Annotated in this window: 21 protein-coding genes; 8 read left to right on the forward strand and 13 right to left on the reverse strand. The window is 69.4% G+C overall.

Annotated features, from left to right (window positions below; all coding sequences use genetic code 11):
• Positions 1 to 66: 66 nt before the first annotated feature.
• From cobN to OHS03_RS15255, 4 genes are all read right to left on the reverse strand, one after another.
• Entirely contained in the window at positions 67 to 3,705 is a 3,639-nt protein-coding gene (cobN, locus tag OHS03_RS15240) for a cobaltochelatase subunit CobN (protein ID WP_328663451.1), read from the reverse strand.
• Positions 3,706 to 3,956: 251 nt separating this feature from the next.
• Positions 3,957 to 4,439: a hypothetical protein gene (locus OHS03_RS15245; RefSeq protein WP_328663452.1), complete on the reverse strand. Its 483-nt coding sequence runs from the start codon at positions 4,437 to 4,439 to the stop codon at positions 3,957 to 3,959.
• Complete coding sequence (locus OHS03_RS15250; RefSeq protein ID WP_328663454.1) at positions 4,436 to 5,812, reverse strand: DNA polymerase III subunit beta family protein; 1,377 nt, start codon at positions 5,810 to 5,812, stop codon at positions 4,436 to 4,438. The genes OHS03_RS15245 and OHS03_RS15250 overlap by 4 nt, the downstream gene beginning before the upstream one ends.
• A 42-nt stretch (positions 5,813 to 5,854) precedes the next feature.
• A complete protein-coding gene (locus OHS03_RS15255) occupies positions 5,855 to 6,520 on the reverse strand; it encodes a hypothetical protein (protein WP_328663456.1) in 666 nt (221 codons plus the stop codon).
• 209 nt (positions 6,521 to 6,729) lie between these two features.
• Between OHS03_RS15255 and cobG the strand changes: the two genes are divergently transcribed.
• A complete protein-coding gene (gene cobG, locus OHS03_RS15260; protein WP_328663458.1) occupies positions 6,730 to 7,956 on the forward strand; it encodes a precorrin-3B synthase in 1,227 nt (408 codons plus the stop codon).
• Between the two features lie 227 nt (positions 7,957 to 8,183).
• Here cobG and ddaH read toward each other — a convergent pair whose 3' ends face one another.
• On the reverse strand, positions 8,184 to 9,047 hold the full coding sequence (ddaH, locus tag OHS03_RS15265; protein ID WP_328663460.1) for a dimethylargininase: 864 nt from the start codon (positions 9,045 to 9,047) through the stop codon (positions 8,184 to 8,186).
• A gap of 131 nt (positions 9,048 to 9,178) precedes the next feature.
• Here ddaH and OHS03_RS15270 point away from each other — a divergent pair, with 131 nt between their 5' ends.
• The 5 genes from OHS03_RS15270 (at position 9,179) to OHS03_RS15290 (ending at position 13,325) form a co-directional block, all read left to right on the forward strand.
• Positions 9,179 to 9,616 (forward strand): Lrp/AsnC family transcriptional regulator, encoded by a 438-nt coding sequence (locus OHS03_RS15270; RefSeq protein ID WP_056809834.1) that lies wholly within the window; start codon positions 9,179 to 9,181, stop codon positions 9,614 to 9,616.
• A 43-nt stretch (positions 9,617 to 9,659) separates the two neighbouring features.
• A complete protein-coding gene (locus OHS03_RS15275) occupies positions 9,660 to 10,295 on the forward strand; it encodes a precorrin-8X methylmutase (RefSeq protein WP_056809835.1) in 636 nt (211 codons plus the stop codon).
• Between the two features lie 5 nt (positions 10,296 to 10,300).
• On the forward strand, positions 10,301 to 11,878 hold the full coding sequence (cobJ, locus tag OHS03_RS15280) for a precorrin-3B C(17)-methyltransferase (RefSeq protein ID WP_328664246.1): 1,578 nt from the start codon (positions 10,301 to 10,303) through the stop codon (positions 11,876 to 11,878).
• Between the two features lie 266 nt (positions 11,879 to 12,144).
• A complete protein-coding gene (locus tag OHS03_RS15285) occupies positions 12,145 to 12,624 on the forward strand; it encodes a ubiquitin-like domain-containing protein (RefSeq protein WP_328663462.1) in 480 nt (159 codons plus the stop codon).
• 158 nt (positions 12,625 to 12,782) lie between these two features.
• Complete coding sequence (locus OHS03_RS15290) at positions 12,783 to 13,325, forward strand: PadR family transcriptional regulator (protein WP_328663464.1); 543 nt, start codon at positions 12,783 to 12,785, stop codon at positions 13,323 to 13,325.
• 6 nt (positions 13,326 to 13,331) lie between these two features.
• Here the strand turns inward: OHS03_RS15290 and OHS03_RS15295 are convergent, their stop codons facing one another.
• From OHS03_RS15295 to dprE2, 3 genes are all read right to left on the reverse strand, one after another.
• A complete protein-coding gene (locus tag OHS03_RS15295) occupies positions 13,332 to 14,084 on the reverse strand; it encodes a cobalt-precorrin-6A reductase (RefSeq protein WP_328664247.1) in 753 nt (250 codons plus the stop codon).
• Positions 14,085 to 14,305: 221 nt separating this feature from the next.
• Entirely contained in the window at positions 14,306 to 15,586 is a 1,281-nt protein-coding gene (gene cbiE, locus OHS03_RS15300) for a precorrin-6y C5,15-methyltransferase (decarboxylating) subunit CbiE (RefSeq protein WP_405151696.1), read from the reverse strand.
• Entirely contained in the window at positions 15,565 to 16,317 is a 753-nt protein-coding gene (dprE2, locus tag OHS03_RS15305; RefSeq protein ID WP_156677375.1) for a decaprenylphospho-beta-D-erythro-pentofuranosid-2-ulose 2-reductase, read from the reverse strand. Before dprE2 ends, cbiE begins: the two co-directional genes overlap by 22 nt.
• Before the next feature lie 94 nt (positions 16,318 to 16,411).
• On the opposite strand from dprE2, the gene OHS03_RS15310 reads away from it, so the two are divergent.
• Complete coding sequence (locus tag OHS03_RS15310) at positions 16,412 to 16,810, forward strand: PPOX class F420-dependent oxidoreductase (RefSeq protein WP_328663468.1); 399 nt, start codon at positions 16,412 to 16,414, stop codon at positions 16,808 to 16,810.
• Positions 16,811 to 16,820: 10 nt separating this feature from the next.
• Here the strand turns inward: OHS03_RS15310 and OHS03_RS15315 are convergent, their stop codons facing one another.
• A complete protein-coding gene (locus OHS03_RS15315) occupies positions 16,821 to 17,948 on the reverse strand; it encodes a M24 family metallopeptidase (RefSeq protein WP_062983431.1) in 1,128 nt (375 codons plus the stop codon).
• Positions 17,949 to 18,045: 97 nt separating this feature from the next.
• On the opposite strand from OHS03_RS15315, the gene OHS03_RS15320 reads away from it, so the two are divergent.
• Positions 18,046 to 19,020, forward strand: a complete 975-nt coding sequence (locus OHS03_RS15320) for a 5'-3' exonuclease (protein WP_328663470.1) — start codon at positions 18,046 to 18,048, stop codon at positions 19,018 to 19,020.
• A gap of 88 nt (positions 19,021 to 19,108) precedes the next feature.
• Here OHS03_RS15320 and OHS03_RS15325 read toward each other — a convergent pair whose 3' ends face one another.
• The 4 genes from OHS03_RS15325 to tatA form a co-directional block, all read right to left on the reverse strand.
• On the reverse strand, positions 19,109 to 19,858 hold the full coding sequence (locus tag OHS03_RS15325; protein WP_328663471.1) for a DUF4333 domain-containing protein: 750 nt from the start codon (positions 19,856 to 19,858) through the stop codon (positions 19,109 to 19,111).
• 120 nt (positions 19,859 to 19,978) lie between these two features.
• Positions 19,979 to 22,678, reverse strand: a complete 2,700-nt coding sequence (locus OHS03_RS15330) for a DEAD/DEAH box helicase (protein WP_056809855.1) — start codon at positions 22,676 to 22,678, stop codon at positions 19,979 to 19,981.
• Between the two features lie 3 nt (positions 22,679 to 22,681).
• Entirely contained in the window at positions 22,682 to 23,635 is a 954-nt protein-coding gene (gene tatC / locus OHS03_RS15335) for a twin-arginine translocase subunit TatC (RefSeq protein WP_328663472.1), read from the reverse strand.
• A 110-nt stretch (positions 23,636 to 23,745) separates the two neighbouring features.
• Positions 23,746 to 24,018, reverse strand: a complete 273-nt coding sequence (gene tatA, locus OHS03_RS15340) for a Sec-independent protein translocase subunit TatA (protein ID WP_062983426.1) — start codon at positions 24,016 to 24,018, stop codon at positions 23,746 to 23,748.
• Between the last annotated feature and the right edge of the window lie 32 nt (positions 24,019 to 24,050).

Genomic DNA, 24,050 nt, shown 5'->3' on the forward strand with positions numbered 1-24,050 from the left:
GGGCGGGATCGCGGCGGCACACCATGCCTCAGACTAGAACGTGTTGCAGTTTTGCGGCAAGTCGAGTCACTCCAGCTCACCCTCGGTTTCCAGGTAGACCTGGCGCAGCTTGTCCAGCGTTTCCTGTTCGGGGTGCTCCCACAGCTTGCGCTCGGCCGCTTCCAGGAGCCGTTCGGCGATGCCGTGCAGGGCCCAGGGGTTGGACTGCTCCATGAACTTGCGGTTCACATCGTCGAAAACGTAACTCTCGGAAAGCTTTTCGTACATCCAGTCGGCTACCACATTGGTGGTGGCGTCGTAGCCGAAAAGGTAGTCGACGGTGGCGGCCATCTCGAAGGCGCCCTTGTAGCCGTGGCGACGCATCGCCTCGAGCCAGCGCGGGTTCACCACGCGGGCGCGGAAGACGCGGGCGGTCTCCTCCGAGAGCGTGCGGGTGCGCACGGCATCGGGGCGGGTGGAGTCGCCGATGTAGGCCTCGGGGTTCTTGCCGGTCAGCGCGCGGACGGTGGCGACCATGCCGCCGTGGTACTGGAAGTAGTCGTCGGAGTCGGCGATGTCGTGTTCGCGGGTGTCGGTGTTCTTGGCGGCGACCGCGATGCGCTTGTAGGCGGTGCGCATGTCGTCGGCGGCGGGGGCGCCGTCGAGGTCGCGGCCGTAGGCGTAGCCACCCCAGGTGGTGTAGACCTGCGCGAGGTCGTCGTCGGTGCGCCAGCTCTTGGAATCGATGAGCTGTAGCAGGCCCGCGCCGTAGGTGCCGGGCTTGGAACCGAAGATGCGGGTGGTGGCGCGGCGGGTGTCGCCGTGGTCGGCCAGATCCGACTGGGCGTGCGCGCGAATGTAATTCGACTCGGCGGGCTCGTCGAGGTCGGCGACGAGGCGGACCGCGTCGTCGAGCAGGGCCAGCACGTGCGGGAACGCGTCGCGGAAGAAGCCGGAGATGCGGACGGTGACGTCGATGCGCGGGCGGGCGAGTTCGTCGAGCGAGATCACCTCGAGGGACGTGACGCGCCGGCTCGCCTCGTCCCACACCGGCCGAACGCCGAGCAGGGCGAAGACTTCGGCGATGTCGTCGCCGGAGGTGCGCATCGCCGAGGTGCCCCACACCGACAGACCGACCGACTTCGGGTACTCGCCGTGGTCGGCCAGATACCGGACGAGCAGCGATTCCGCCATCGCCTGACCGGTCTCCCAGGCCAGCCGCGAGGGCACGGCCTTGGGGTCTACGGAGTAGAAGTTGCGGCCGGTGGGCAGCACATTGATCAGACCGCGCAGCGGCGACCCGCTGGGGCCGGCGGGGATGAAACCGCCGTTGAGGGCGTGCAGAACGCGGGCGATCTCGATGCGGGTTTCGCGCAGGCGCGGCACGACTTCGGTGGCCGCGAACCGCAGGACGGTCGTCACCGCGTCGAGGCGGGCGGCTTCGTCGGCCGCGTCGCTCACTCCCCCGGCGAGAATCGCGGTGGCGAAGTCCTTCACCAGGGTCTCGACCGCGTCCGCCGACCAGTCCGTCGCCTGCAGTGCGCCGAGGAGTTCGCGCGCGCGGGCTTCCACCACGTCGACGCGTTCACGCGATTCGTCCCCGGCTTCGCTCAGGCCAAGGGCTTCTCGCAGGCCGGGCACGTTCTGTTCCCCGCCCCACAGCTGGCGGGCACGCAGCATGGCAAGCACCAGGTCGAGTTCCATGTCGCCCTCGGGGGCTTGGCCGAGGATGTGCAGACCGTCGCGGATCTGGACGTCCTTGATCTCGCACAGCCAGCCGTCGACGTGCAGGAGCATGTCGTCGAAGACGTCTTCCTCGGGGCGTTCGGCCAGGCCCAGGTCGTGGTCCATCTTGGCCGCGCGCATCAGGGTCCAGATCTGCTGGCGGATGGCGGGCAGTTTGGCCGGGTCGAGGGCGGAGATGTTGGCGTGCTCGTCGAGCAGCTGTTCCAGCCGGGAGATGTCGCCGTAGGTCTCCGCGCGCGCCATCGGCGGGATCAGGTGATCGACGAGGGTGGCGTGGGCGCGGCGCTTGGCCTGGGTGCCCTCGCCGGGGTCGTTGACCAGGAAGGGATAGATCAGCGGCAGATCGCCCAGCGCCGCGTCGGTGCCACAGGAGGCGGACATGCCGAGAGTCTTGCCGGGCAGCCACTCCAGGTTGCCGTGCTTGCCCAGGTGCACCATCGCGTCGGCGCCGAAACCGTCGGGTGCGGACAACCAGCGGTAGGCGGCGAGATAGTGGTGGCTGGGCGGCAGGTCGGGGTCGTGGTAGATGGCCACGGGGTTCTCGCCGAAACCGCGAGGCGGCTGCACCATCAGCACCACATTGCCGAAACGCAGTGCGGCGATGACGATTTCACCCTTGGGATCGGCCGACCGGTCGACGTAGAGTTCGCCCGGCGGCGGCCCCCACGCCTCGACCACGGCCTCGCGCAGGTCCTCGGGCAGCGACTCGAACCAGCGGGTGTAGGTGGCGGCGCCGATGCGAATCGGATTGCCTTCCAACTGTTCCGCGCTCAGCCACTCCGGATCCTGGCCGCCCGCGGCGATGAGCGCGTGGATCAGCGCGTCGCCGTCGCGTGCCACCAGGCCGGGGATCTCGTCGATATCGCCGAGATCGTAACCGGCCGTGCGCAATTCGGTGAGCAGGCGAATCGCGCTCGCGGGGGTGTCGAGGCCGACGGCATTGCCGATGCGGGCGTGCTTGGTGGGATAGGCCGAGAGCATGATCACGATCCGCTTGTCGGCGGCGGGGATGTGGCGCAGGCGGGCGTGGCGTACCGCGATCCCCGCCACGCGCGCGCAGCGTTCGGGATCGGGGACGTAGGCGGACAGCCCGTCGGCGTCGAACTCCTTGAAGGAGAACGGCACCGTGATGATGCGCCCGTCGAATTCGGGCACCGCGACCTGCGTGGCCACATCGAGCGGCGACAGGCCGTCGTCGTTGGCCTCCCACTGCGCGCGGCCGCTGGTCAGGCACAGGCCCTGCAGGATCGGCACGTCGAGGGCGGCGAGCGCGGCCACGTCCCAGGCTTCGTCGTCGCCGCCGGCCGAGGCGGTCGCGGGCTTGCTGCCGCCCGCCGCGAGAACGGTCACCACGAGGGCGTCGGCACGGCCGAGCAGGCTGAGGAGTTCGGGTTCGGCGGTGCGCAGCGAGGCCGCGTACACCGGCAGCGGGCGTGCGCCTTTGGACTCGATCGCCTTGCACAGCGCCTCGATGTAGGCGGTGTTGCCCGCGAGGTGCTGGGCGCGGTAGTAGACGACGGCCACGGTCGGGGCGTGTGGTTCGAGGATCCGCGGGGACCGGTCGAGTTCGCCCCAGGTGGGGAGTTGTGCGGGAGGTTCGAAGCCGTGGCCGGTCAGCAACACCGTGTCGGACAGGAAGTTGTGCAGCTGGAGCAGGTTCTCGGCGCCGCCCGCGGCGAGGTAGTTGTGCGCGTCGGCCGCGACGCCGACCGGCACCGTCGAGCATTCCATCAGCTCGGCGTCGGGCGCGATCTCGCCGCCGAGCGCCACCATCGGCACCCCGCTCGCCCGAATCGCGTCGAGGCCCTCTTCCCACGCGCGCTTGCCGCCGAGGATTCGCACGATCACCAGGTCCGCGCCGTCGAGCAGTTCCGGCAGATCCTCGACCAGCAGCCGGGCGGGATTGCCCCAGCGGTACTCGGCGCCGCTCGCGCGGGCACTCAGCAGGTCGGTGTCGGAGGTGGACAGCAGCAGGATCACAGGGTGAGACCTTCCTCGGGTTACGCGCCCATCGGGGTTGCGGTGCTCGCCGGAGAGGGTCTGGCTGTTCACAGTGGCGCGACCGCACCGGATTTCCACCGGTTTCCTCGACGCCCGCCGAGCAAGACGATGCTACTGGGCCCACCCCACCCACAACTTTCCAGGCCGCCCCCTGGCGCTGGACGATTGATCAGCAGGCGGTGGCGCGCGCATCGCCCGAGAGCGTTGCAGTGACGTGATGGAGGCCGGTGTCAGTGAGTGGGTCGGCGGGTGGTGTCCTCGGCGGCGATCGCCGCCGCGACCCCCGTGCAGGCGCCTCGGATCAGGGCGCCGTAGTCGTCGTCCGGGAGGATGTCGAGGCGTTCGCGGGCAGCTTCGATGTGGCGGGTGGCGGCGGGGAACGCGCCGAGGCGGCGGAAGTTGTCGGCGAGGTTCAGGTGCAGCGAGGGGTAGAAGCCGGCGACCTGGAGGCCCGCGTGGTGGTCGTGCAGGCGGGTGTCGGTGAGGGTGTCGGCGGCGTCGAGGGCGCGGACATCCCAGACGAGGGCTTCCGCCGGGTCGTCGTAGGTGTCGGCCAGGTAGTGGGCGAGGGTGCAACGGTGCAGGGGGTCGCCGGCGGGGCCGATGTCGGCCCACACCGCGAGCAGGCCCGCGCGGGCGCGATCGGGATCGCCGGTGCGGAAGTCGCTGACGCCCTGGGTGATTCGGGTCATGATCGGGTCGGCGGTGGTCATCGGGAGCTCTCCTGGGTGGGTTCGGGTCTGCGCGGCATGGCCAAGGTCGACAGGTCTCCGTCGTCGGCGGAGCGGATCAGAACAGGCTGGTCGGGGGTGATGAGGTCGAGCATCACGTCGGGTCCGACGGCGGCGGCGACGGCCGGGTAGAGGGTGGTGACGGCGAAATGGATCGTCATGGCAGGGCCGGTGGCTCTCGCGTGCGGGATGTACCGCACCGCGCCCCGTTCCGATGCCTCGCACGCAGCGGCCGCGGCGCTCGAACTCTCCTGCGCGACAGGGTCGCCCGTTGTGGCGGTGCCTGTCGGGGTGTGCTCCGTCCACGGGCTCGACGTCGTCAGGGAGACGGTGCCCGTGGAGGTCGTGTGCAGGACCACGGTGGGCGAGTCGAGGTGCTCCATGGCGTCGAGCAGCGCCGCACGAGGGAGCACGACTCGGGTTCGCACCGGGGCGAGCGCGGCCAGCATCGCTCGGTAGTCGGGGAAGTCGTGGGTCGATCGGCGGCAGGAGCGTCGGGTGTCGTCCGGCTGGGCGGCGTGGCGCGTCGTCGGCTCGCCGCCTCCTTCGGTGCGGTCTCGGTCGACTGAATCTGTTGTGGCCATGAGGAATTCGACACGATCGGAATCGGGGCGGATCGCGACGGAGTGCCGGCGACGCAACCAGGACGCGGCCGCACGGAGGTCCTCGGCGTCCACCGTCGCGGCCCAGACCGCGGGACCGACCCGGGTGGGGCGGACGGTGCGGGTGGCCAGGCGGTAGCGGTCCGTCGCGGTGAGGATCAACTGCTGACCGTCGGTCTCGAACAGAATCGTGTCGAGGACCGCCAGATCCGGATCGGCGACCGTGGCCGTCGCCACCTGGTCGATCGCCGCCGCCAGCACCGGTCCGCTCACCCACACGTCGTCGCACGTCCCGGGCGAACCTCTCTCGAGGCCCTGCGCGGTGCCGAGCGGCGATCGGGCACTGCCTCGATCGGTTGGCGCCGAGACCTGGGCGCGATGCCCGTTCCCGCCTTCGGACGCCGATCCGTGGGCGGCCAGAAGCGCGCCGAGGGCAGCCGCGGCTGCGGCGCGGACCTCGCCCTGGTGCCGGTCCAGGTCGGCGAGGTGCTCGTCGAGGAGGACGATCGCGCGGGCGGGGTCTGGTTCGGCGAGCAGGGCGGTCACGGCGGGCAGCGGCATGTCGATAGCGCGCAGGTGACGCAGCAGGCGGGCGGGAGCGGACTGCTCCGGGGCGTAGTAGCGGTAGCCGGTGACCTCGTCGACGACGACGGGGGCGAGGACGCCCGCGTCGGCGTAGAAGCGCAGGGCGCTGGCGCTCAGGCCGCAGGCGCGGGCGAAGGCTCCGATGGTGATCAGTTCGGTGTCGGGCACCGATTCATGATCGGGGTTCGAGTGAGTCGAAGGTCAAGTCGTCTATCGGTCGGTGCCCGCGGCGACCATTTCCGGGGAGCCGGTGCCGAGATGGCGGTACACGTTCGCGATCACCAGTTGACCGAGCGCGTTGTTGCCGACGCCACCGATCACCGCACCGATACCCGCAGGGACGAGGGTGCCGAACAGCAGCACGGTGCGTTTGACCAGGTAGTTGACGATGAAGCGCTTGGCCGGGGAATCGGGCATGCTCGCCAGCACGGGAATGTGGTCGGTGACCACCGAGAGCCACTGACCCTTCTTGTGGCCCGCGGTCTCGTCGAGCACCTTCGTGCCCGCCTCGCCGAGCACGACCTTCGACATCAGATGCGCCTGCCGTGAGTCGTCGGGCTCCAGGCCGTACGCCGCGGCGGCGCCGACGGACAGCACCGACGACGCCTCGAGGAACACCACGGTATCCACCCCGGTCGCCGCGAGACCGAGCACGGTGCCGAGGCCGGGCACCGCGGCGGTGAGCCCCACGGCGACGCCGCTTGCCGTGACGACCAGCAGGTACTGACGCGACAGCCGCTGCACGATCTCGACCGGCGCTTCCTCCGGGTGGCGACTGCCCAGCCAGCCGACATACCGATGCACCACGGGCGCCTGTGCCTGCGCGGCTCTGTCGAGTGCGGGAACGACACGCTTGTCCACGAATTCACGCAGCATGTGGCGGCTCTCCTGTCAGTGCTCGGCTGGCGAAGGATCCGCCACTCACCCTAGGCGAATACCCCCGAACCGCCCCGTCACGCGAGTCGGCCTCGTCACATCGACGAAGCCCGGCCACGGCCGGTCGACAGCGACGGTCGGCGGAGGGAACGTGGTTCGACCACGGTTGAGGTTCGGGGCACAGTCGGCGCGTCGTAGGCTGGAACATCATGACCAGGAGTGCGCCCGATTCTTGTCCAGGGGTTCTGCGGTTGCATCAGGCTGCCGACGGGCCACTGGCGCGAATTCGTGTGCCGGGCGGACGATTGGAATCGGCGCAGCTGCAGGCGCTGGCCGATGCGGCACGCGATCTCGGCAACGGGAACCTCGAGCTGACCTCGCGGGGAAACATTCAGTTGCGCCAGGTCCGTGACGCCTCCGAACTCGCACTGCGATTGGGTGCGGCGGGACTGCTACCCAGCGAGACCCACGAACGGGTACGCAATATCGTGGCCTCGCCGCTGTCCGGCCGAGTCGGCGGGTTCGCCGACGTCCACGGGCTCGCGGTCGACCTCGACACGGGATTGCGCGGCGACCCGCTGTTGGCGGAGCTGCCGGGGCGAGTGCTGTTCACCCTCGACGACGGACGCGGCGATGTGAGCACGCTGCACGGCGACATCGGCATCCACGCGGTGGGCGAGAACGAGTTCGCCCTGCTGCTGGCCGGCGCCGACACCGGACTTCGGATCACCGCGGGCGAGGCGGTCCAGGTGATGCTCGACGCGGCGCGCGGCTTCCTCGATCTGCGGGGAACCAGCGATTCGGGACAGTGGCGACTGCACGAGATTCCGGGCGGGGTCGAATCGGTGGTCGAGACGCTGAACCGCTCCCCCGTCGGCGAACCGCTCGAACTCGGTGCGACACACGATATTCCGATCGGCTGGCTCGACCAGGAGAACGGCCTCGTCACGCTCGGCGCCGGGGTACCGCTGGGCACCCTGTCGGCCAGAACCACCGAATTCCTGGCCGCCGTCGAACGGCCCGTCTTCGTCACCCCGTGGCGCAGCCTGGTGATCACCGACCTCGACGAGGGACCCGCCGAAACCGTGGTGCGAGTGCTCGCGCCCATGGGGCTGATCTTCGACGCGAATTCCCCGTGGCTGCGGGTCAGCGCCTGCGCCGGACGCCCCGGCTGCGCGAAATCACGCACCGACGTCCGCGCCGACCTCGCCGCCGCCATCGATTCCGATCGCGTCCTGCCCGCCGCCGAGGCTTCCGAGTATCGGCCGCCCGCGCGGAACGAACTCGTCGCGGCCGAAGCCGTCACCGTGGCGGGTCGCCAGCACTGGTCCGGATGCGACCGTTGCTGCGGTCGCCCGCGCGGACCCGTGACCGATGTCGTCGCCACCGACCACGGGTATCGCATCGAGGTCGACGACGCGGCAACCGCTCCCTGAGCTGCTCCGGCGGCCGAGCGAAACTCGATCGACGATCCCGAAACCTCTCGTACCCTTGCCTTCTCGCTATGAGGGCTTCCCATGTCCACCCTGCAGGTAACGGCCGAGCGGCTCGCCGGCACCGAGTACGAGTGTGCCCACCGCGCTACGCGTGCGTATTCACCTCCACGAACGATTTGCCACCGATGTGCGGCGCCGACCAGCCGAGCGCGAGCGCGCCCGCTCGGCTAACCCACGGTCGTGTCGCGGCGGGTGTGCAGCTCGAGCACGCAGCACTTCACGCCGCCGCCGCCCTTGCGCAGTTCGGACATGTCGACCGGGACCGGAACGAATCCGCGCTCGCGTAGCTGCGCGATGAGCGCGGTGGCGCCGGGGTCGAGGAAGACGTGTTCACCGTCGCTGAGTCCGTTCAAACCGAAGCAGAGCGCGTCGTTGTCGTCGGCGAGGATCGCGGTCGGGTAGAGCGCGGTGAGCAGGTCGCGGGCGGCGGGGCTGAACGCGGCCGGGTAGTAGGCGACGGTGGTGTCGTCGAGAACCATCAGCGCGGTGTCGAGGTGATAGAAGCGCGGGTCGACCAGTTCGAGCGAGACCACCGGCATGTCGAAATACCGCTCCACCTCCGCGTGGGCGGACAACGAACAGCGGAACCCGACGCCGGCCAGAATCCGCTGCCCGGCGAACGCGAAGTCGCCTTCGCCCTCGTTGGTTTCGGCCGCGGCGGCCAGTGCGCGCAGTTCGCGGGCGGCGAACCACTGATGGAAGGCGGGGCCCTCGGCGGCGCGTTCGGGGTGGGCGAATCGTGCCGAGAGCGCGTGTCCACCGATCACGAGGCCGCTGTTGGCGGCGAAGACCATATCCGGCAGGCCGGGTTCGCCGGGCACCGTTTCCACCGTGTGCCCGTGCGCTTCCAGCCTCGCGCGCAGGATCTCCCACTGGGCGAGTGCGCGGGCTCGGTCGACCGGGGCGGCCGGGTCCATCCACGGGTTGATCGCGTAGGTGACCTCGAAATGGTCGGGGCGGCACAGCACGTAGCGGCGCGGCGAGGCGGTCCGCGCCGGCGCAGATACACGAAGGGGGCTAGCGGCGGTCATCAGGACTCCTGGTGGCTGCGCGGATGGTTTCTCCGACCGTAATCGCCGTTCCATTGCACGGGGAACACCGTTTCGTTGCGCATATCAGTGTGAGAATGGGGAATCATTGCGTGAGAAGGTGAAGGAGCGACGTGGACGATATCGATCGGCGAATTCTCGCGGAGCTGCTCGTCCACGCCCGCGCCTCGTTCCAGGAAATCGGTTCGGTGGTCGGCCTCTCGGCGCCCGCGGTGAAGCGACGGGTGGACAAGATGGTCGCGAGCGGGCAGATCACCGGGTTCACCGCCCAGGTCAACCCGGCCGCGCTCGGCTGGAAGACCGAGGCGTATGTCGAGGTCTACTACCGCGACAACATCTCCCCGGCCGAGCTGCGCCGCACCCTGGAACCGATTCCGCAGGTCGTCGGAGTGTGGACGATCGCGGGCGAGGCCGACGCGCTCGTACACGTGATGGCCACCGATATGGCCGAGATCGAGGTGACGGTCGAACGGATCAGGGAGAACGCGCGCGTCGGGCGCACCCGTAGCTCGCTGGTGATGTCACGCATTCTCGAACGCCCCCGCACCTGAGCCGCCGGACACCACGTCAGACCCAGGTTCTAGGGTTACCGGCATGTCCGATGTGCGTGCCAGCTACCTCACCGACGGGGCCGAGATCTATCGGCGCTCGTTCGCGACGATCCGCGCCGAGGCCGATCTCGCCGGATTCCCCGCCGATGTCGAGCGGGTAGCGGTGCGAATGATCCACGGCTGCGGGCAGGTCGACCTGGCCCCCGATATCGCCTACTCCCCCGGCGTGGTCGCCGCCGCGCGCGCCGCGCTGCACGCCGGTAAGCCGATCATCTGCGACGCCAATATGGTCGCCTCGGGGGTGACCCGCAAGCGCCTACCCGCCGACAACGCGGTGCTGTGCAACCTCACCGATCCTCGGGTGCCCGCACTCGCCGCGCGACTGGACAACACCCGCTCGGTGGCGGCGCTGGAACTCCTGCGCGACCAACTCGACGGTGCGGTGGTGGCCATCGGCAACGCACCGACCGCCCTGTTCCACCTGCTCGACATGCTCGACGCCGGTGCGCCGCGACCCGCCGCGATCATCGGCATTCCGGTCGGGTTCATCGGGGCCGCCGAATCCAAGCAGGCGCTGATCGACTTCGGCGGGATCGAATATCTGACTGTGCGCGGTAGGCGGGGCGGCAGCGCGATCACCGCATCGGCACTGAATGCGATTGCGAGCGAACAGGAGTGAGTGAGATCAGCACCGGCAAATTGTGGGGTATCGGCCTCGGCCCCGGCGATCCCGAACTGGTGACGGTGAAGGCCGCCCGGCTCATCGCCGAAGCCGATGTGGTCGCGTTCCACAGCGCCAAGCACGGGCGCAGCATCTCCCGCGCCATCGCGGCGCCGTACCTGCGCGCGGGGCAGATCGAGGAGCACCTCGTCTACCCGGTGACGGTGGAGACCACCGATCATCCCGGTGGGTATCAGGGCGCGATCGACGAGTTCTACGAGCAGGCCGCCGCGCGGCTGGCCACCCACCTGGACGCGGGGCGCACCGTCGCGCTGCTCGCCGCCGGTGATCCGCTGTTCTACTCCTCCTATATGCACATGCACCGGCGGCTGGCCGATCGGTTCGATGCCGAGATCGTTCCCGGCATCACCTCGGTCAGCGCGGCGTCGGCGGCGCTGGGCACTCCCCTCGTGGAGGGCGAGCAGGTGCTCACGGTGCTGCCCGGCACCATGCCCGTCGACGAGCTGACCGAGCGCCTGCGCGAGACCGACGCCGCCGCGATCATGAAGCTGGGTCGCACGTTTCCCGGTGTGCGCCAGGCGCTGTCGGATTCCGGTCGGCTGAAGGACGCCTACTACGTCGAACGCGCGAGCAGCACCCGTCAGCGGGTACTCGCCGCGGCCGACGTCGACGAGGCGGACGTGCCGTACTTCTCGATCACCCTCGTCCCCGGTCCCACACCCACCACTCCGATTCCCGCTCGCGGCGCGACTTCCCACGAGCGGCCCGCCGCCCACGATGCGGCCGTGGCGTCCAGTGGCGCGACGACCGCGCCCGATGTCGAACCCGGCGAAGTGGTGGTGGTCGGTCTCGGTCCTGGTGCTGCGGACTGGACGACGCCGCAGGTCAGCGCCGCGTTGGCCGCGGCGACAGACCTCGTCGGGTACACCACCTACATCAATCGGGTGCCCGAGCGGGCCGGTCAGCGCAGGCACGCCAGCGACAACAAGGTCGAATCCGAGCGGGCCACGATGGCGCTCGACCTCGCCAAGCGCGGCGCTCGCGTCGCGGTCGTCTCCTCCGGCGACCCCGGCGTGTTCGCCATGGCGGCGGCCGTGCTCGAGGTGTCGGCCGAACCACAGTTCAAGGACGTTCCCGTGCGGGTGCTGCCCGGACTGACAGCCGCCAACGCGGTGGCGAGCCGCGTCGGCGCCCCCCTCGGGCACGACTACGCGATGATCTCGCTGTCGGACCGACTCAAGCCGTGGGATGTTGTCGCACAACGCCTTTCGGCGGTGGCCGCGGCCGACATGGCCATCGCGATCTACAACCCGGCCTCCTCGCAACGACGCTGGCAGGTCGCGGCCATGCGCGAAGTGCTGCTCGAACATCGCCCACCGCAGACGCCGGTGGTCCTCGGCCGCGATGTCGGCGGGCCGACCGAATCGGTCCGGGTGACCACCCTGGGCGAGCTCGAGCCGGACGAGGTGGACATGCGCACCTTGCTGATCATCGGATCGTCGACCACCACCACCTTCGACACGCCGGAGGGCACCCGCGTTTTCACCTCGCGCAGATACGGGTCGGCGGACAGCCGGTAGTCCGCACCGGACAATCAGCAAACCGCACGGTCGGTACCCGCACCGAGCGGCCGTCGAATCCACACGGCGGTCGCTCCGGCGACCTTACGGCCGACCGCAACCACCGCGATCCCCGGCGACCCGCGTGGTCTGCGCGGCCAGACGAGACCCACGTGCGATGGCACACTGGTTCCGCGGGCTTGCCCGCGTGCACAACAGTGTGACTGCTCGTTTCCTGGTTCGATTCCCCAACGCGTCCCCCGTGGACGATGAAAGGATTCACCACGATGAGAGTTCAGCACCACGCACAGAACGCCCTCGGTACCCGATTACGGCGCGGCGTGACGGTCGGCCTGATCGCCGCCGCCATGGCGGTTCCCGTCGCCGGGATCGCATCGGCCCAGCCGGCCCCACCGGCCCCGCCCGCGGCACCCGCGGCACCCGCCGCTCCCGAAGCGCCGGCCGCACCTGCGGCACCCGCCGCCCCCGCGGCACCCGGCCTGCCGAGCTTGCCCGGGCTTCCCCTCGCCGAGAACGCGACCAGCATCACTTTGACGGTCAACGGCTTGGACGGCGAGCCCATCGCGGTCGATGTCGACACCACGGCGACCGTCAAGGACCTGAAGGCCCTCATCCAGGAGCAGACCGGCGTTCCGGCGGCCGAGCAGCAGCTCGTCACCGAGAGCGAGGTCAAGCTCGAGGACTCCAATACCCTGGCGTCCTACGAACTGGCCGACGGTGACGTCGTGAACCTCGCATTGGCCTGAGCCTGACGGGTCGATCACCGCGGCGGTGGTGCTCAGCGCGCGAGCACCACCGCCGCACCCCGGTCCGGCGAACACACCGCAACACCGGCACTATTGGTGGACCGCCGACTCAGGCGTAACATTCCACTTAGGAATGTAGTTCGAAAGGGAGTTGACCGTTGACCGATATCGCGACACGACGCCGCCCGCTGAACTCCACCGCGGCCTCGCTACTCGGGTTCCTGCACGAGGGCCCGAAGTCGGGCTGGGATCTCGCCACACAGGCCCAGCAACGCATCGGCGACTTCTGGACCATCACACAGAGCCAGGTCTACCGCGAACTGTCCACGATGGACGCCGCGGGCTTGGTGACCAAGGGCGAACGCGGCGCCAGGGAGCGCACGCCGTACCGGATCACCGATATCGGGCGCGACGCGTTCGCCGAGTGGATCGGGCGCGACCCGGGCGCCGAGACCATCCGGGTGCCGCTGCTGCTCACGCTGTCCTTCGGCGAGCACCTGGATCCGGCTCATCGCGATCAGATCATCGCCGCCAACAAGAACATTCATCAAGATCGCCTCGACCGCTACCTCGACGAGGACGAAACCGCCCTGGCGCCGCACCAGCGAGCAACCCTCGAGTTCGGCATCGCCTACGAGCGAGCGGTTCTGCACTGGTTCGACCAGTTGCCGACGATCTTCACACCGCCACAGCCCCACTGACCGAGTTCAGCGCACCCGGTGCGAGGTGGACTCGCGCAACCACTCGACGGCGTCGCCGACCTCGGCCACGGTGACCGCGCCCGTGGGCAGCGGCGGCCGGTCGACCATGATCACCGGTAGACCCGCGGTACGGGCGGCGAAGATCTTCGCCTCGGTCTGCTCACCGCCACTGTTCTTGGTGACCAGCACATCGATGCGATGACGCGACATCAGCACGAGTTCTTCGTCGAAAGTGAACGGCCCACGCGCCAGCAGCAGTTTCGAGCGCGGCGGCAGCGGGACTTCGGGGGCGTCGATGGAGCGGATGACGAAGCCGTGCCCCGTGCACCCGACGAACGCGCCGACCCCCTGGCGGCCGATGGTCAGCAGCACCTGTTCGTCGCGGGCGGTCAGAGCCGCGGCCGCCGACGCGAGATCGGGCACTCTGGTCCACAGGTCGCCGCGCCGCTGCACCCACTCCGGGCGGCGCAGATGCAGCGCGGGGATGTCCAGGTCGGCCGCGGCCGTGGCCGCGTGCGCGCTCACTTTCGCGGCGAAGGGATGGGTGGCGTCCACGACAGCGTCGATCGCGTTCTCGCGTAGCCACGTTCGGAGGCCCTCGACACCACCGAACCCACCCACGCGGACCGCTCCGACCGGCAGCCGCGGGTTGGCGACCCGACCCGCGAGGGAGGACACTATGTCGAGTCCACGCTCGCCGGACGCTCTGCGCGCCAACTCCCTGGCTTCACCGGTGCCGCCGAGGATCAGAACTCTCAGGACAACCCTCCGAAATCATCGGCACCAGCATCGCCATCGAACTTCGAGTACTTCATGTAACTCTCCATCGTGGAAAAACGAACCGGGGGGATTACCCGGAACGGCAACGACCCTACCCCCGAGCCCTCGGTTCTACACGTTCGGTCCGAAACTTTTCCGGCGCGCGAACCCTGCGACGACGGATTCATCGTGATCTGCGCGTGATCTGATCGTGATCGGGCTTATTGGTCCATACTCCGGCGACCAGCGGGTTTTCGGACAATCCACTGGGCGACCGGCAGGTGCGGTCGCCAGGCGGTGAACCCGCCGAGCGGTTCGCCTCGATAGATCTGGAATTTGCGCAGGGTCCCGCCGAAGCCGGCAGACCAGTCGAGCAGCAGCGCTTCCGATTCCGCGGTGACCGCGTTGGCGACGAGGCGGCCGCCGGGGCGCAGGCGTTGCCAGCACCGCTCGAACATGCCGTCCTGGGTGAGGCCGCCACCGAGAAAGATGGCGTCGGGCGCCGTGATCGTTTCTTCGGCTAACTCTGAGCGCACTTCGCCGCGGATCGTTATTCCCGGCACCCCGAGCGCGTCGATATTGGTCGCGATTTGTTCGCGACGAGCGGGCAGCCGTTCGAACGTGACAGCGCGGCACAGCGGATGGGTGCGGCACCATTCGATGGCGATGCTGCCCGAGCCGCCGCCGATATCCCACAGCATTTCCCCCGGTGCGGGGGCGAGAGCGGTGACGGTGAGCGCGCGGACCTCGGCTTTGGTGAGCTGGCCGTCACCGGCGAAGGCGGTGTCGGCCAAGCCGGGCAGGCGCGTGTCGCGGCGTGTGTCGGGATCGGCACGGCAGTCGATGGCGACGATGTTGAGCGGGTCGCCACCGGGGTGCGGCCACGCCGCCGCGGGACCGGCGCGCAGGTGTTCGGCGGGGCCGCCGAGTTGTTCGAGGACGGTCAAGATCGAGCCGCCGAACCCGTTGTCGCGCAGTAATTCCGCGATTCTGCTCGGCGTTGTCTCGTCTTCGCTGAGAACGAGAATCCTTCGACCTTCGGACAATTCAGGCAGGACGGTGGGCAATGGCCGGGCAACCACGCTCACCACCGGAGTTTCCGCCAGTGGCCACCCGAGCCGGGCGCACGCCAGCGATGCAGAGGAGGGCTGCGGGAACACCCGCAGTGCCGCCGGGCCGAACCGGCGGGCCAGGGTGACGCCGATGCCGTAGAACATGGGATCACCGCTGGCCAGGACGCCGATGCGTCGATCGGCGTTGCGCGCGAACAACTCCGGCAGCGCGGGCAACAGGGGCGTCGGCCACGGCACGCGTTCGCTATCGCTCGCCGGGAGCAGCGCCAGTTGACGCGGGGATCCGAACACCACGTCGCAGTCGCTGACCGCCTGTCGGGCCGTCTGCCCCAGCCCGGACCAGCCATCGGCGCCGATGCCGGCCACGATGATCGGCTCGCCGGTCCAGCCGGCGGCTTCCGTCTCGGTCACCGTGGCATCCGGCGCCAGACGGATTGCGGGATCAGGCCCATCACGAAGAACGCCAGCGACAGCCGACCGGGAACCACCACTCGGGTCGCGCCCTTGCCGAGGCCGCGGACGACGGCGTCGGCGACCTGGCCGGGGGTACTGGACATGGGGGCCGGGTCCATACCGGTGGTCATTCGGCCGATCACGAAGCCCGAGCGCACCAGCAGCAGCTGCACGCCGGTGCCGTGCAGGGCGTCGCCGAGGCCGCTGGCGAAGCCGTGCAGGCCCGCTTTGGCCGAACCGTAGACATAGTTCGCCCGGCGCACGCGGACGCCCGCGATGGAGCCGAAGACGACGATCTGGCCGGAGCCCTGCGCGCGCATCAGGTCGGCGAGGGTGGTCAGGACACTGACCTGGGCGACGTAGTCGGTGTGCACGACGGCCACCGCGTGCGCCGGGTCGTGTTCGGCACGGTCCTGATCGCCGAGGACTCCGAACGCGAGCACCGCGGTCGCGATGCCGCCGTGCTCGGCCGCGAGCTTGTCGAGCAGCGGCGCGTGGGTGGCCGTCTCGTCGGCGTCGAATTCCACGGTGTGTACGGCGGTCGCGCCCGCCGCGCGCACCTGCTCGGACTCGGCGTCCAACGCGTCGGCGCGACGGGCCGCCAGGATCACCACCCGTCCGGGTGCCAGCCTGGTCGCCACCTCGAGGCCGATCTCACTGCGCCCGCCCAGGACCAGGACCGGCCCGTCGTTCTGCTGCATTCCCATGGCGCCAGTCTGTCATCCGGCCGAGGTGGTCGGATTCGGCCCGCCCCGAAACCCGAGGGGGTCACCGCTGGTCGGCCCGGCTACCGTTTCCGGTATGCCGACCACCACCGCACAGCTGTCCCCCACCGCACTCGAGTTCGTCACCGAGCGGCACCTGGCCACGCTCACCACGCTGCGCGCCAACGGCACCCCCCACGTGGTCGCGGTGGGATTCACCTGGGATCCCGAGAGCGGGATCGCCCGCGTGATCACCGACGGCGCGTCGGTGAAGGCGCGCAATGCCGCACGCGGCGGCTACGCGGCGGTGAGCCAGGTCGAAGGGCCGCGCTGGCTCACCCTCGAAGGACCGGCCACGGTGCTCGACGACAGCGCCGACGTCGCCGAGGCCGTCCGCCGCTACACCGAGCGCTACCGGGTGCCGCGCGAGAATCCGACACGGGTCGTCGTCGCGATCCAGGTGCGCCGAGTGCTCTCGTCGAGCACGCTGAAATAGCCTGTGCCGCTTACAACACCGTCAGACCGTGCGGCCGGTTGTTCATCGACTCCCCACCGTTGTCGGTGACGACCACGATGTCCTCGATCCGCGCGCCCCATTCGCCGCGGAAATAGATGCCGGGTTCGATGCTGAACGCCATGCCCGGTTCGAGCACCAGGTCGTTGCCCGCCACGATGTAGGGCTCCTCGTGCACCGACAGGCCGATGCCGTGGCCGGTGCGGTGGATGAACGCCTCGCCGAGGCCCGCGTCGGTGAGCACGGCGCGGGCGGCGGCGTCGATGGACTCCGCGCTCACCCCTGGCCGCACCGCTGCCACCGCGGCGGCCTGGGCGGCCTCGAGGACCGCCACCTGTTCGACGATCTGCGGGCTCGGGGTTCCGAGCACGTAGGTGCGGGTCGAGTCGGAGTAGTAGCCGGGCTCGACCGGGCCGCCGATATCGATGACGACCACGTCGCCCTGTTCGATGACGCGATCGGATACCTCGTGGTGCGGGTCGGCGCCGTGCGGGCCACTGCCGACGATGACGAACGCCGCCTCGGTATGGCCTTCCTCGACGATCGCGGCGGTGATATCGGCGCTCACCTCGGCCTCGGTGCGACCCGCCCGCAGGAATTCGCCCATCCGCGCGTGCACGCGGTCGATGGCAGCGCCCGCTCGGCGCAACGCGTCGATCTCGGCGTCGTCCTTGATCATTCGCGACTCACGCAGCACCGGTGTGGCCGAGGCGGGCAGCCCGGTGGTCGATTCGGCGAGCGGGATCAGGTGCAGGGCGGGCATGGCGTCGGCGACCGCGATACGGGAACCGGCATGCAGGATCGAGCGAACCAGTTGGTACGGATCGACGCCGTCGACCCAGTCCAGCACCCGCAGGCCGAGTTCGCCCGCCGCGGAATCACTGAGGGAGGCCAACTCGAGTTTCGGGATCACTACCGCCGGCGTCGAGCCGTCGGCCGGGATCACCAGGCAGGTGAGCCGCTCGTAGGAGTCCGCGGCCGAACCGATCAGGTAGCGCAGGTCGGGGCCCGGAGTGATCAGCAGGGCGTCCAGATGCGCCGCCCGCATCAACTCGACCGCCCGTTCCAGACGCTGACCGTAGACCTTCGCCGCGAACCTGGCATCCGTGTGCGCGCTCATAGGATCCGACGTTACCCGCCCCGAGCCGACGCCAGCCACCGAAGCCCGTCGGCACGGCCACGGGCACGGTGTCGGTGGCTCGGGGCACAATCAGCGGGTGACCGCTGACGAGAGCACCCGTGGACCCCTGTTGATCCTCGACGGCGCCAGCCTCTGGTTCCGCGCCTATTACGCCATCCCCGACAAGCTCAGGGGCGCGGACGGCCGCTCGGTGAACGCGTTGCGCGGATTCACCGACATGGTGGCCTCGCTGGTCACCAAGCATCGCCCGAGCAGGCTCGTCGTCGGTCTCGATCTCGATTGGCGCCCGCCGTTCCGGGTGGCCCTCGTGCCCTCGTACAAGGCGCATCGGCTCGACACGAGCACCAGTGCGGCGCCCGGCGCGGAGGAGGTGCCCGACACCCTCACCCCGCAGGTCGAGATGATCCTCGAGGTGCTGGCCGCGGCGGGCATCGCCACCGGCGGCGCGGAAGGCCTCGAGGCCGACGATGTGCTCGGCACCCTCGCGAGCAGGGAGCGCACCGATCCGGTTGTCGTCGTCAGCGGTGACCGCGACCTGCTGCAGTTGGTGCGCGACGAGCCCGCCCCACCGGTCCGGGTGCTCTACGTCGGCCGTGGCCTGGCCAAGGCCGAACTGTTCGGGCCCGCGGAGCTGTCGGCGAAATACGGTGTGCCCGAACAGAATGCGGGCCCGGCCTACGCCGACATGGCGACGCTGCGCGGCGACGCCTCCGACGGCCTGCCCGGTGTGGCGGGCATCGGCGACAAGTCCGCTGCCCAGCTGATCACGAAGTTCGGCTCGCTCGACGCGCTCATGGACGCCGTCGCCGATCCGGGTGCCGATATCGCCAAGGGTGTGCGCGCGAAACTCGTTGCCGCGCAGGACTATCTGAAGGTCGCCGCACCGGTGGTACGGGTGGTCCGCGACGCCGAGGTCATCCTGTCGCGTCCGGATGTGTTGCCCGCCACCCCCGTCGACCCCGACCGGCTGCTCGCGTTGGCTACCGCGTACAACGCCGAGAGCCCGATCACCCGCCTGGTCACCGCCTTGACCGCGGCACACGCCGACTGACCCGACCGAGGCGAGCCACCGCCGCCCCGGAAACGACACCGGGCCGCCCGCGTAGTCGCGGACGGCCCGGAAAACGTAGTGCGAGCGCCTAGTTGGGGCGGCCGACCTCGTAGGTGCCATCGTCCTTGGTGATCTTGACGGTGACCTTCTTCGCCTCACCGCTGACCTTCAGGTCGCAGGTGAAGGTCGCATCGACCTCGACGGCCTGACCGGACGGGCAGCTGACATCGGAGACGTCGGCGATGCCGTAGGAGTCCTTCAGCACGCGCGAGACACCGTCCTGCACGGCCACGTTGTCGAGTTCGTCGGAGGAGAACACGACCAGGAGCAGGCCGATGACCGCGGCGACCACGAGCACGCCCGCGATGACGAGCCCGATGATCAGACCCTTGCTCTTGCCGCCGGAGGACTGCTGCGGCTGCTGGCCCCACTGCTGCTGCGGCGCGGGCTGCTGCCCCCACTGCTGCTGCGGCGGGGGCTGCTGGCCCCATTGCTGCTGTGCGTTGGCGGCCTGGTTGTTCCAGTCCTGCGGAGGCGGCTGGGTCTGACCCCACTGCTGCTGCGGTCCGGTCGGTTGCTGCGGCGGCACGCCACCCTGCTGCGGCTGCTGCCCCCATGGCTGCTGCGGCTGCTGGGGCTGTTGTCCCCACTGCTGCTGCGGCTGCTGGTTCGGATCGCCCCACTGCTGGGTGGGCTGGGCGCCCTGTTGCGGCGGCTGCTGCGCGCCGCCCCAGTGCTGGGTGGGACCGGCGCCACCGGCCCCCTGCTGACCCCCCCAGTGCTGGGTGGGATCGTTATTCCCCTCCCCGGGGTTGTTCGGTCCGTAAGGGCCGCTCATCCACTCGCCTCCACTCGCATTATTAGTCCATACGGTAGCCCCCCGCGCCGGGCCTGCCGCATTCGCACGACATCCGCCTCACGGTCGGTACGCGAAGAAATCAAATCACAGACGTCCCGACTACGCGGCGTCCACCGCGACGACACCCCGCCGGACGGCGCGCACCGCCTTGGCCGCGGTGGACGCGACCTCGGGGTCGTCGGCGGTGTTGTGGATCTGATCGAGCAGGTCGATCACCTGCCTGCACCACCGCACGAAATCGCCCGCCGACATCGTGGTGCCCTGGTCGCCACTGGCCAGCAACGCCTCGGCCAACGCGTCACCGCGCGCCCATTTGTACACCCCGGTGACGAACCCGAGATCGGGTTCGCGGGTGGGCGGAAGTTTGTGCCGCGCCTCGTCGGAGCGCAGGTCCGACCACACTTCGATGGTGGCCGCGATCGCCCGGCGGATCGGATCGGTCGGCCCCGCAGGCGTCAGCAGGCCGGTCTCCTGGCGCGATTCGTAGACCAGCGTCGATACCACCGCGGCGAGCTCGGCGGGCCCGAGCCCGCGCCACAGACCCTGACGCAAGGCCTCGGCGACCACGAGATCGCTTTCGGCATAGATCCGGGCCAGTCGTCTGCCGTCGGCGGTCACCTCACCGTGGGCGACGAACCCGCGTTCCTCGAGCAGTCCGACGATCCGGTCGAAGGTGCGCGCCAGCGAGTTCGTGGTCGCGGCAACCTTCTGGCGCATCGTCTCGGTCTCGCGGGCGAGCCGCGAATACCGCTCGCCGGTGCGGCTCAGTTGCTCGCGATCGGGACGATCGTGCGCGGGATGGGATCGCAGGCTGCGCCGCAGCGTCGAGAGTTGACGATCTTCGCCGCCGCGAACACGGTCGTTGCGCTTGCCCCTGCGCGGAGCCGAGATCCCGGTACCGCGCAACGCCGAGGCCAGATCGCGGCGAATGCGCGCGGTGCGGTGGTCGACCCGGCGCGGCAGATCCATCCGCCCGAGCGCTTCGGCGGGCTCCGGGAAATCGGCCGCGGACACGCGCCCGGCCCAGTGGTCCTCGGTCAGCACCAGCGGACGCGGGTCGCCGGGTGTCTGGTCGGGTTCGAGGATCACCGCGAGCCCGGAACGTTTGCCCACCGGGATCGACACCACGTCGCCGCGACGCAAGCCGATCAGCGCTTTCACCGCTGCGCCGCGCCGATCGGCTCGGCCCTGCTGCTGGATATCGCGCTCACGCTGCTTGATCCGGTCGCGCAGCGACAGGTACTCCATGAAATCGCCGCCGACGCCACCGAGCTGACTCTCCAGCTTGCGCAGCGCGCCCTCGTTGCGTTCGATGCCACGGACCAGCCCCACCACCGACCGGTCGGCCTGGAACTGGGCGAACGACCGTTCGAGCAGGGTTCGAGCCTCCTGGGCGCCCATGCGGTCGATCAGGTTGATCGACATGTTGTAGCCGGGCCGGAACGAGCTGCGCAGCGGATAGGTGCGGGTGGAGGCGAGACCCGCGACCGCACTGGTGTCGACCTCGGGCTGCCACAGCACCACCGCGTGACCCTCGACGTCGATGCCGCGCCTGCCCGCGCGACCGGTGAGCTGGGTGTATTCGCCGGGGGTGAGCTCGGCGTGGGTTTCACCGTTGAACTTCACCAGGCGCTCGAGGACCACGGTGCGGGCGGGCATATTGATGCCGAGCGCCAGGGTTTCGGTGGCGAACACCGCGCGCACCAGCCCCTTGACGAACAGTTCCTCGACGGTGTGCCGGAACGCGGGCAGCATGCCCGCGTGATGGGCGGCGAGGCCGCGGTGCAGCGCCTCGCGCCACTCCCAGAAGCCGAGTACCTCCAGATCGCCCTTGGGCAGATCACCGGTGTGCTTCTCGATGATCTCGTCGATCTGCTCGGTCTCACCGCGCCGACTCAGATCGAGCCGGGCGCGCAGGCACTGGGCCAGCGCGCCGTCACAGCCCGCGCGGCTGAAGATGAATGTGATCGCGGGCAGCAGGTTTTCCTCGTCGAGGCGAGCGAGGACGTCCGGTCGGGGCAACGGACGGAAGTTGCCACCGCGACCGCCACGACCGCGCGGCCCGCCGTAGCCGTGCATCCGGTCGGCGCTCTCGCGCTGACGGATGAACCGTACGAGGTCTTCGTCGACGACGACCTTGCGATCGCTGGACTTGGTGTCGAACAGGTCGAACATCCGCCGACCGACCATCACGTGCTGCCACAGCGGCACCGGCCTGGTCTCGTCGACCACCACCGCGGTGTCGCCGCGCACGGTTTCCATCCACGCGCCGAATTCCTCGGCGTTGGACACCGTCGCCGACAGGCTCACCAGTCGCACATCCGGCGGCAGGTGCAGGATCACTTCCTCCCACACCGCGCCACGGAATCGGTCGGCCAGGTAGTGCACCTCGTCCATCACCACATAGGACAGTCCGTGCAGCGAGTCCGAAGACGCGTAGAGCATGTTGCGCAGCACCTCGGTGGTCATCACGACCACCGGCGCGCCGGGGTTGATCGACTGGTCACCGGTGAGCAGGCCGACACTGTCGCGGCCGTAGCGGGCGGTGAGATCGGCGAACTTCTGATTCGACAGCGCCTTGATCGGCGTGGTGTAGAAGCACTTTCCGCCCGAGGCGAGCGCCATGTGCACGGCGAACTCGCCGACGATCGTCTTGCCCGCACCGGTGGGGGCGCACACGAGCACGCTGTGCCCGTCTTCCAACGCCGCGCACGCGGTGCTCTGGAAGGGGTCCAGATCGAACGAGATTTCACCGGCGAATTTCGCCAGTTCGCTGGGCAGCCCCGGAGTGTCGGTCACCCCTCAGAGCGTATCGGAGTAGTCCGACACCGGGCGCGTGGTTTTCTCCGCCTCGCCCACCGGATCGGTGGCCGCCACGGGTTCGGGGTTGTCCAGCGGTGAGGCTTGTTCGTCGTCGAGCGGGCCCCAGCCCTCCTTCGCCTCCCGGCGCGCCTTGCGGGCGTCGCTGAACCGCGCGAACTGCACCGCGAACTCGAACAGCACGGTCAGCGCGATCGCCAGCGCGAGCATGGAGAACGGGTCCTGCGGGGTGACGATCGCGGCGAAGACGAACAGGCCGAAGATCATGCCGCGTCGCCAGGCCTTGAGCTTGGTGTAGGGCAGCACCCCGACCAGGTTCAGCCCGATGATGATCAGCGGCGTCTCGAAACTGACGCCGAAGATGATCAGCAACTGGATGATGAACCCGAAGTATTGATTACCGCTGAGCGCGGTGATCTGGACGTTGTCGCCGATGGTCATCAGGAACGACAAGGCGTGCGAGACAACCACGTAGGCCAGCACAGCGCCCGACACGAACAGCACCGAGCCCGTGACCACGAACCCGACCGCGTACCTGCGCTCCTTGGCGTACAGCCCCGGGGTGATGAACGCCCACAGCTGATACAGCCAGAACGGCGTCGCGATCACCACACCGGCGGTGAACCCGACCTTCAACCGGAGCATGAACTGGTCGAATGGTCCGGTAGCGAGCAATCGACAGGCGCCGTCGGGAGTCAGGCTCGCCCGCGCCGATGCCGGCAGCGCGCAGTAGGGGCCACGCAAGATTTCGCCCAGGCTCTCCATTCCGAAGAGGGTGTGCGCGTACCAGAAGAAGCCGATCAGGGTGGTCACCGCGATCGCGGCCAGCGCGAGCAGCAGCCGTGTGCGCAGTTCCTGCAGGTGCTCGACCAACGACATGGTGCCGTCGGGATTCGTCCTGCGCTTGGTGCGCCGGGGATCGAACGGGATGCGCATGGTGGGTGGTGGCCTCTAACCCTCGGTTCGGCGGATGCTCGGCGGCAACTTGTGACCAGACAGCACTTCGCCCCGGGGCGGTGGCATCCGTCCCGGGGTGATGGCCGAGGTCAGAGGGTTTTGTGGCCCTGCTGCGGTTCGACGATCGGGGTCTGCGCCTGCGGGGCGGACGCGGACAACTGCTGCGGCGGCGCGGGGGTGGACGTGGTGGTCTGCGGTGCGTCGGACGTCGCCGACTCCGCCTGCATCTGTCCGACCTCGCTCTTGAAGATGCGCAGCGAGCGGCCCAGACCGCGTGCCGCGTCGGGAAGCCGCTTCGCGCCGAAGAGCAGAACGAACAGCAACGCGATGATCAGCAGGTGCGTCCAGCTGAACGTGCCCATTATCAGATACCTCCAAAGACTGTGGTGATTAC

It is taken from the genome of Nocardia salmonicida (genome assembly GCF_036142455.1).
Lineage (GTDB): Bacteria > Actinomycetota > Actinomycetes > Mycobacteriales > Mycobacteriaceae > Nocardia > Nocardia salmonicida.

Excerpts from the sequence above, each read along its gene's own strand:
- OHS03_RS15245 (WP_328663452.1), bottom strand. The coding sequence starts at position 4,439 with ATGACCACCGCCGACCCGATCATGACCCGAATCACCCAGGGCGTCAGC.
- OHS03_RS15255 (WP_328663456.1), bottom strand. The coding sequence starts at position 6,520 with ATGCTGCGTGAATTCGTGGACAAGCGTGTCGTTCCCGCACTCGACAGA.
- cobG (WP_328663458.1), top strand. The coding sequence starts at position 6,730 with ATGACCAGGAGTGCGCCCGATTCTTGTCCAGGGGTTCTGCGGTTGCAT.
- ddaH (WP_328663460.1), bottom strand. The coding sequence starts at position 9,047 with ATGACCGCCGCTAGCCCCCTTCGTGTATCTGCGCCGGCGCGGACCGCC.
- OHS03_RS15275 (WP_056809835.1), top strand. The coding sequence starts at position 9,660 with ATGTCCGATGTGCGTGCCAGCTACCTCACCGACGGGGCCGAGATCTAT.
- OHS03_RS15285 (WP_328663462.1), top strand. The coding sequence starts at position 12,145 with ATGAGAGTTCAGCACCACGCACAGAACGCCCTCGGTACCCGATTACGG.
- dprE2 (WP_156677375.1), bottom strand. The coding sequence starts at position 16,317 with ATGGGAATGCAGCAGAACGACGGGCCGGTCCTGGTCCTGGGCGGGCGC.
- OHS03_RS15310 (WP_328663468.1), top strand. The coding sequence starts at position 16,412 with ATGCCGACCACCACCGCACAGCTGTCCCCCACCGCACTCGAGTTCGTC.
- OHS03_RS15315 (WP_062983431.1), bottom strand. The coding sequence starts at position 17,948 with ATGAGCGCGCACACGGATGCCAGGTTCGCGGCGAAGGTCTACGGTCAG.
- OHS03_RS15325 (WP_328663471.1), bottom strand. The coding sequence starts at position 19,858 with ATGAGCGGCCCTTACGGACCGAACAACCCCGGGGAGGGGAATAACGAT.
- tatC (WP_328663472.1), bottom strand. The coding sequence starts at position 23,635 with ATGCGCATCCCGTTCGATCCCCGGCGCACCAAGCGCAGGACGAATCCC.
- tatA (WP_062983426.1), bottom strand. The coding sequence starts at position 24,018 with ATGGGCACGTTCAGCTGGACGCACCTGCTGATCATCGCGTTGCTGTTC.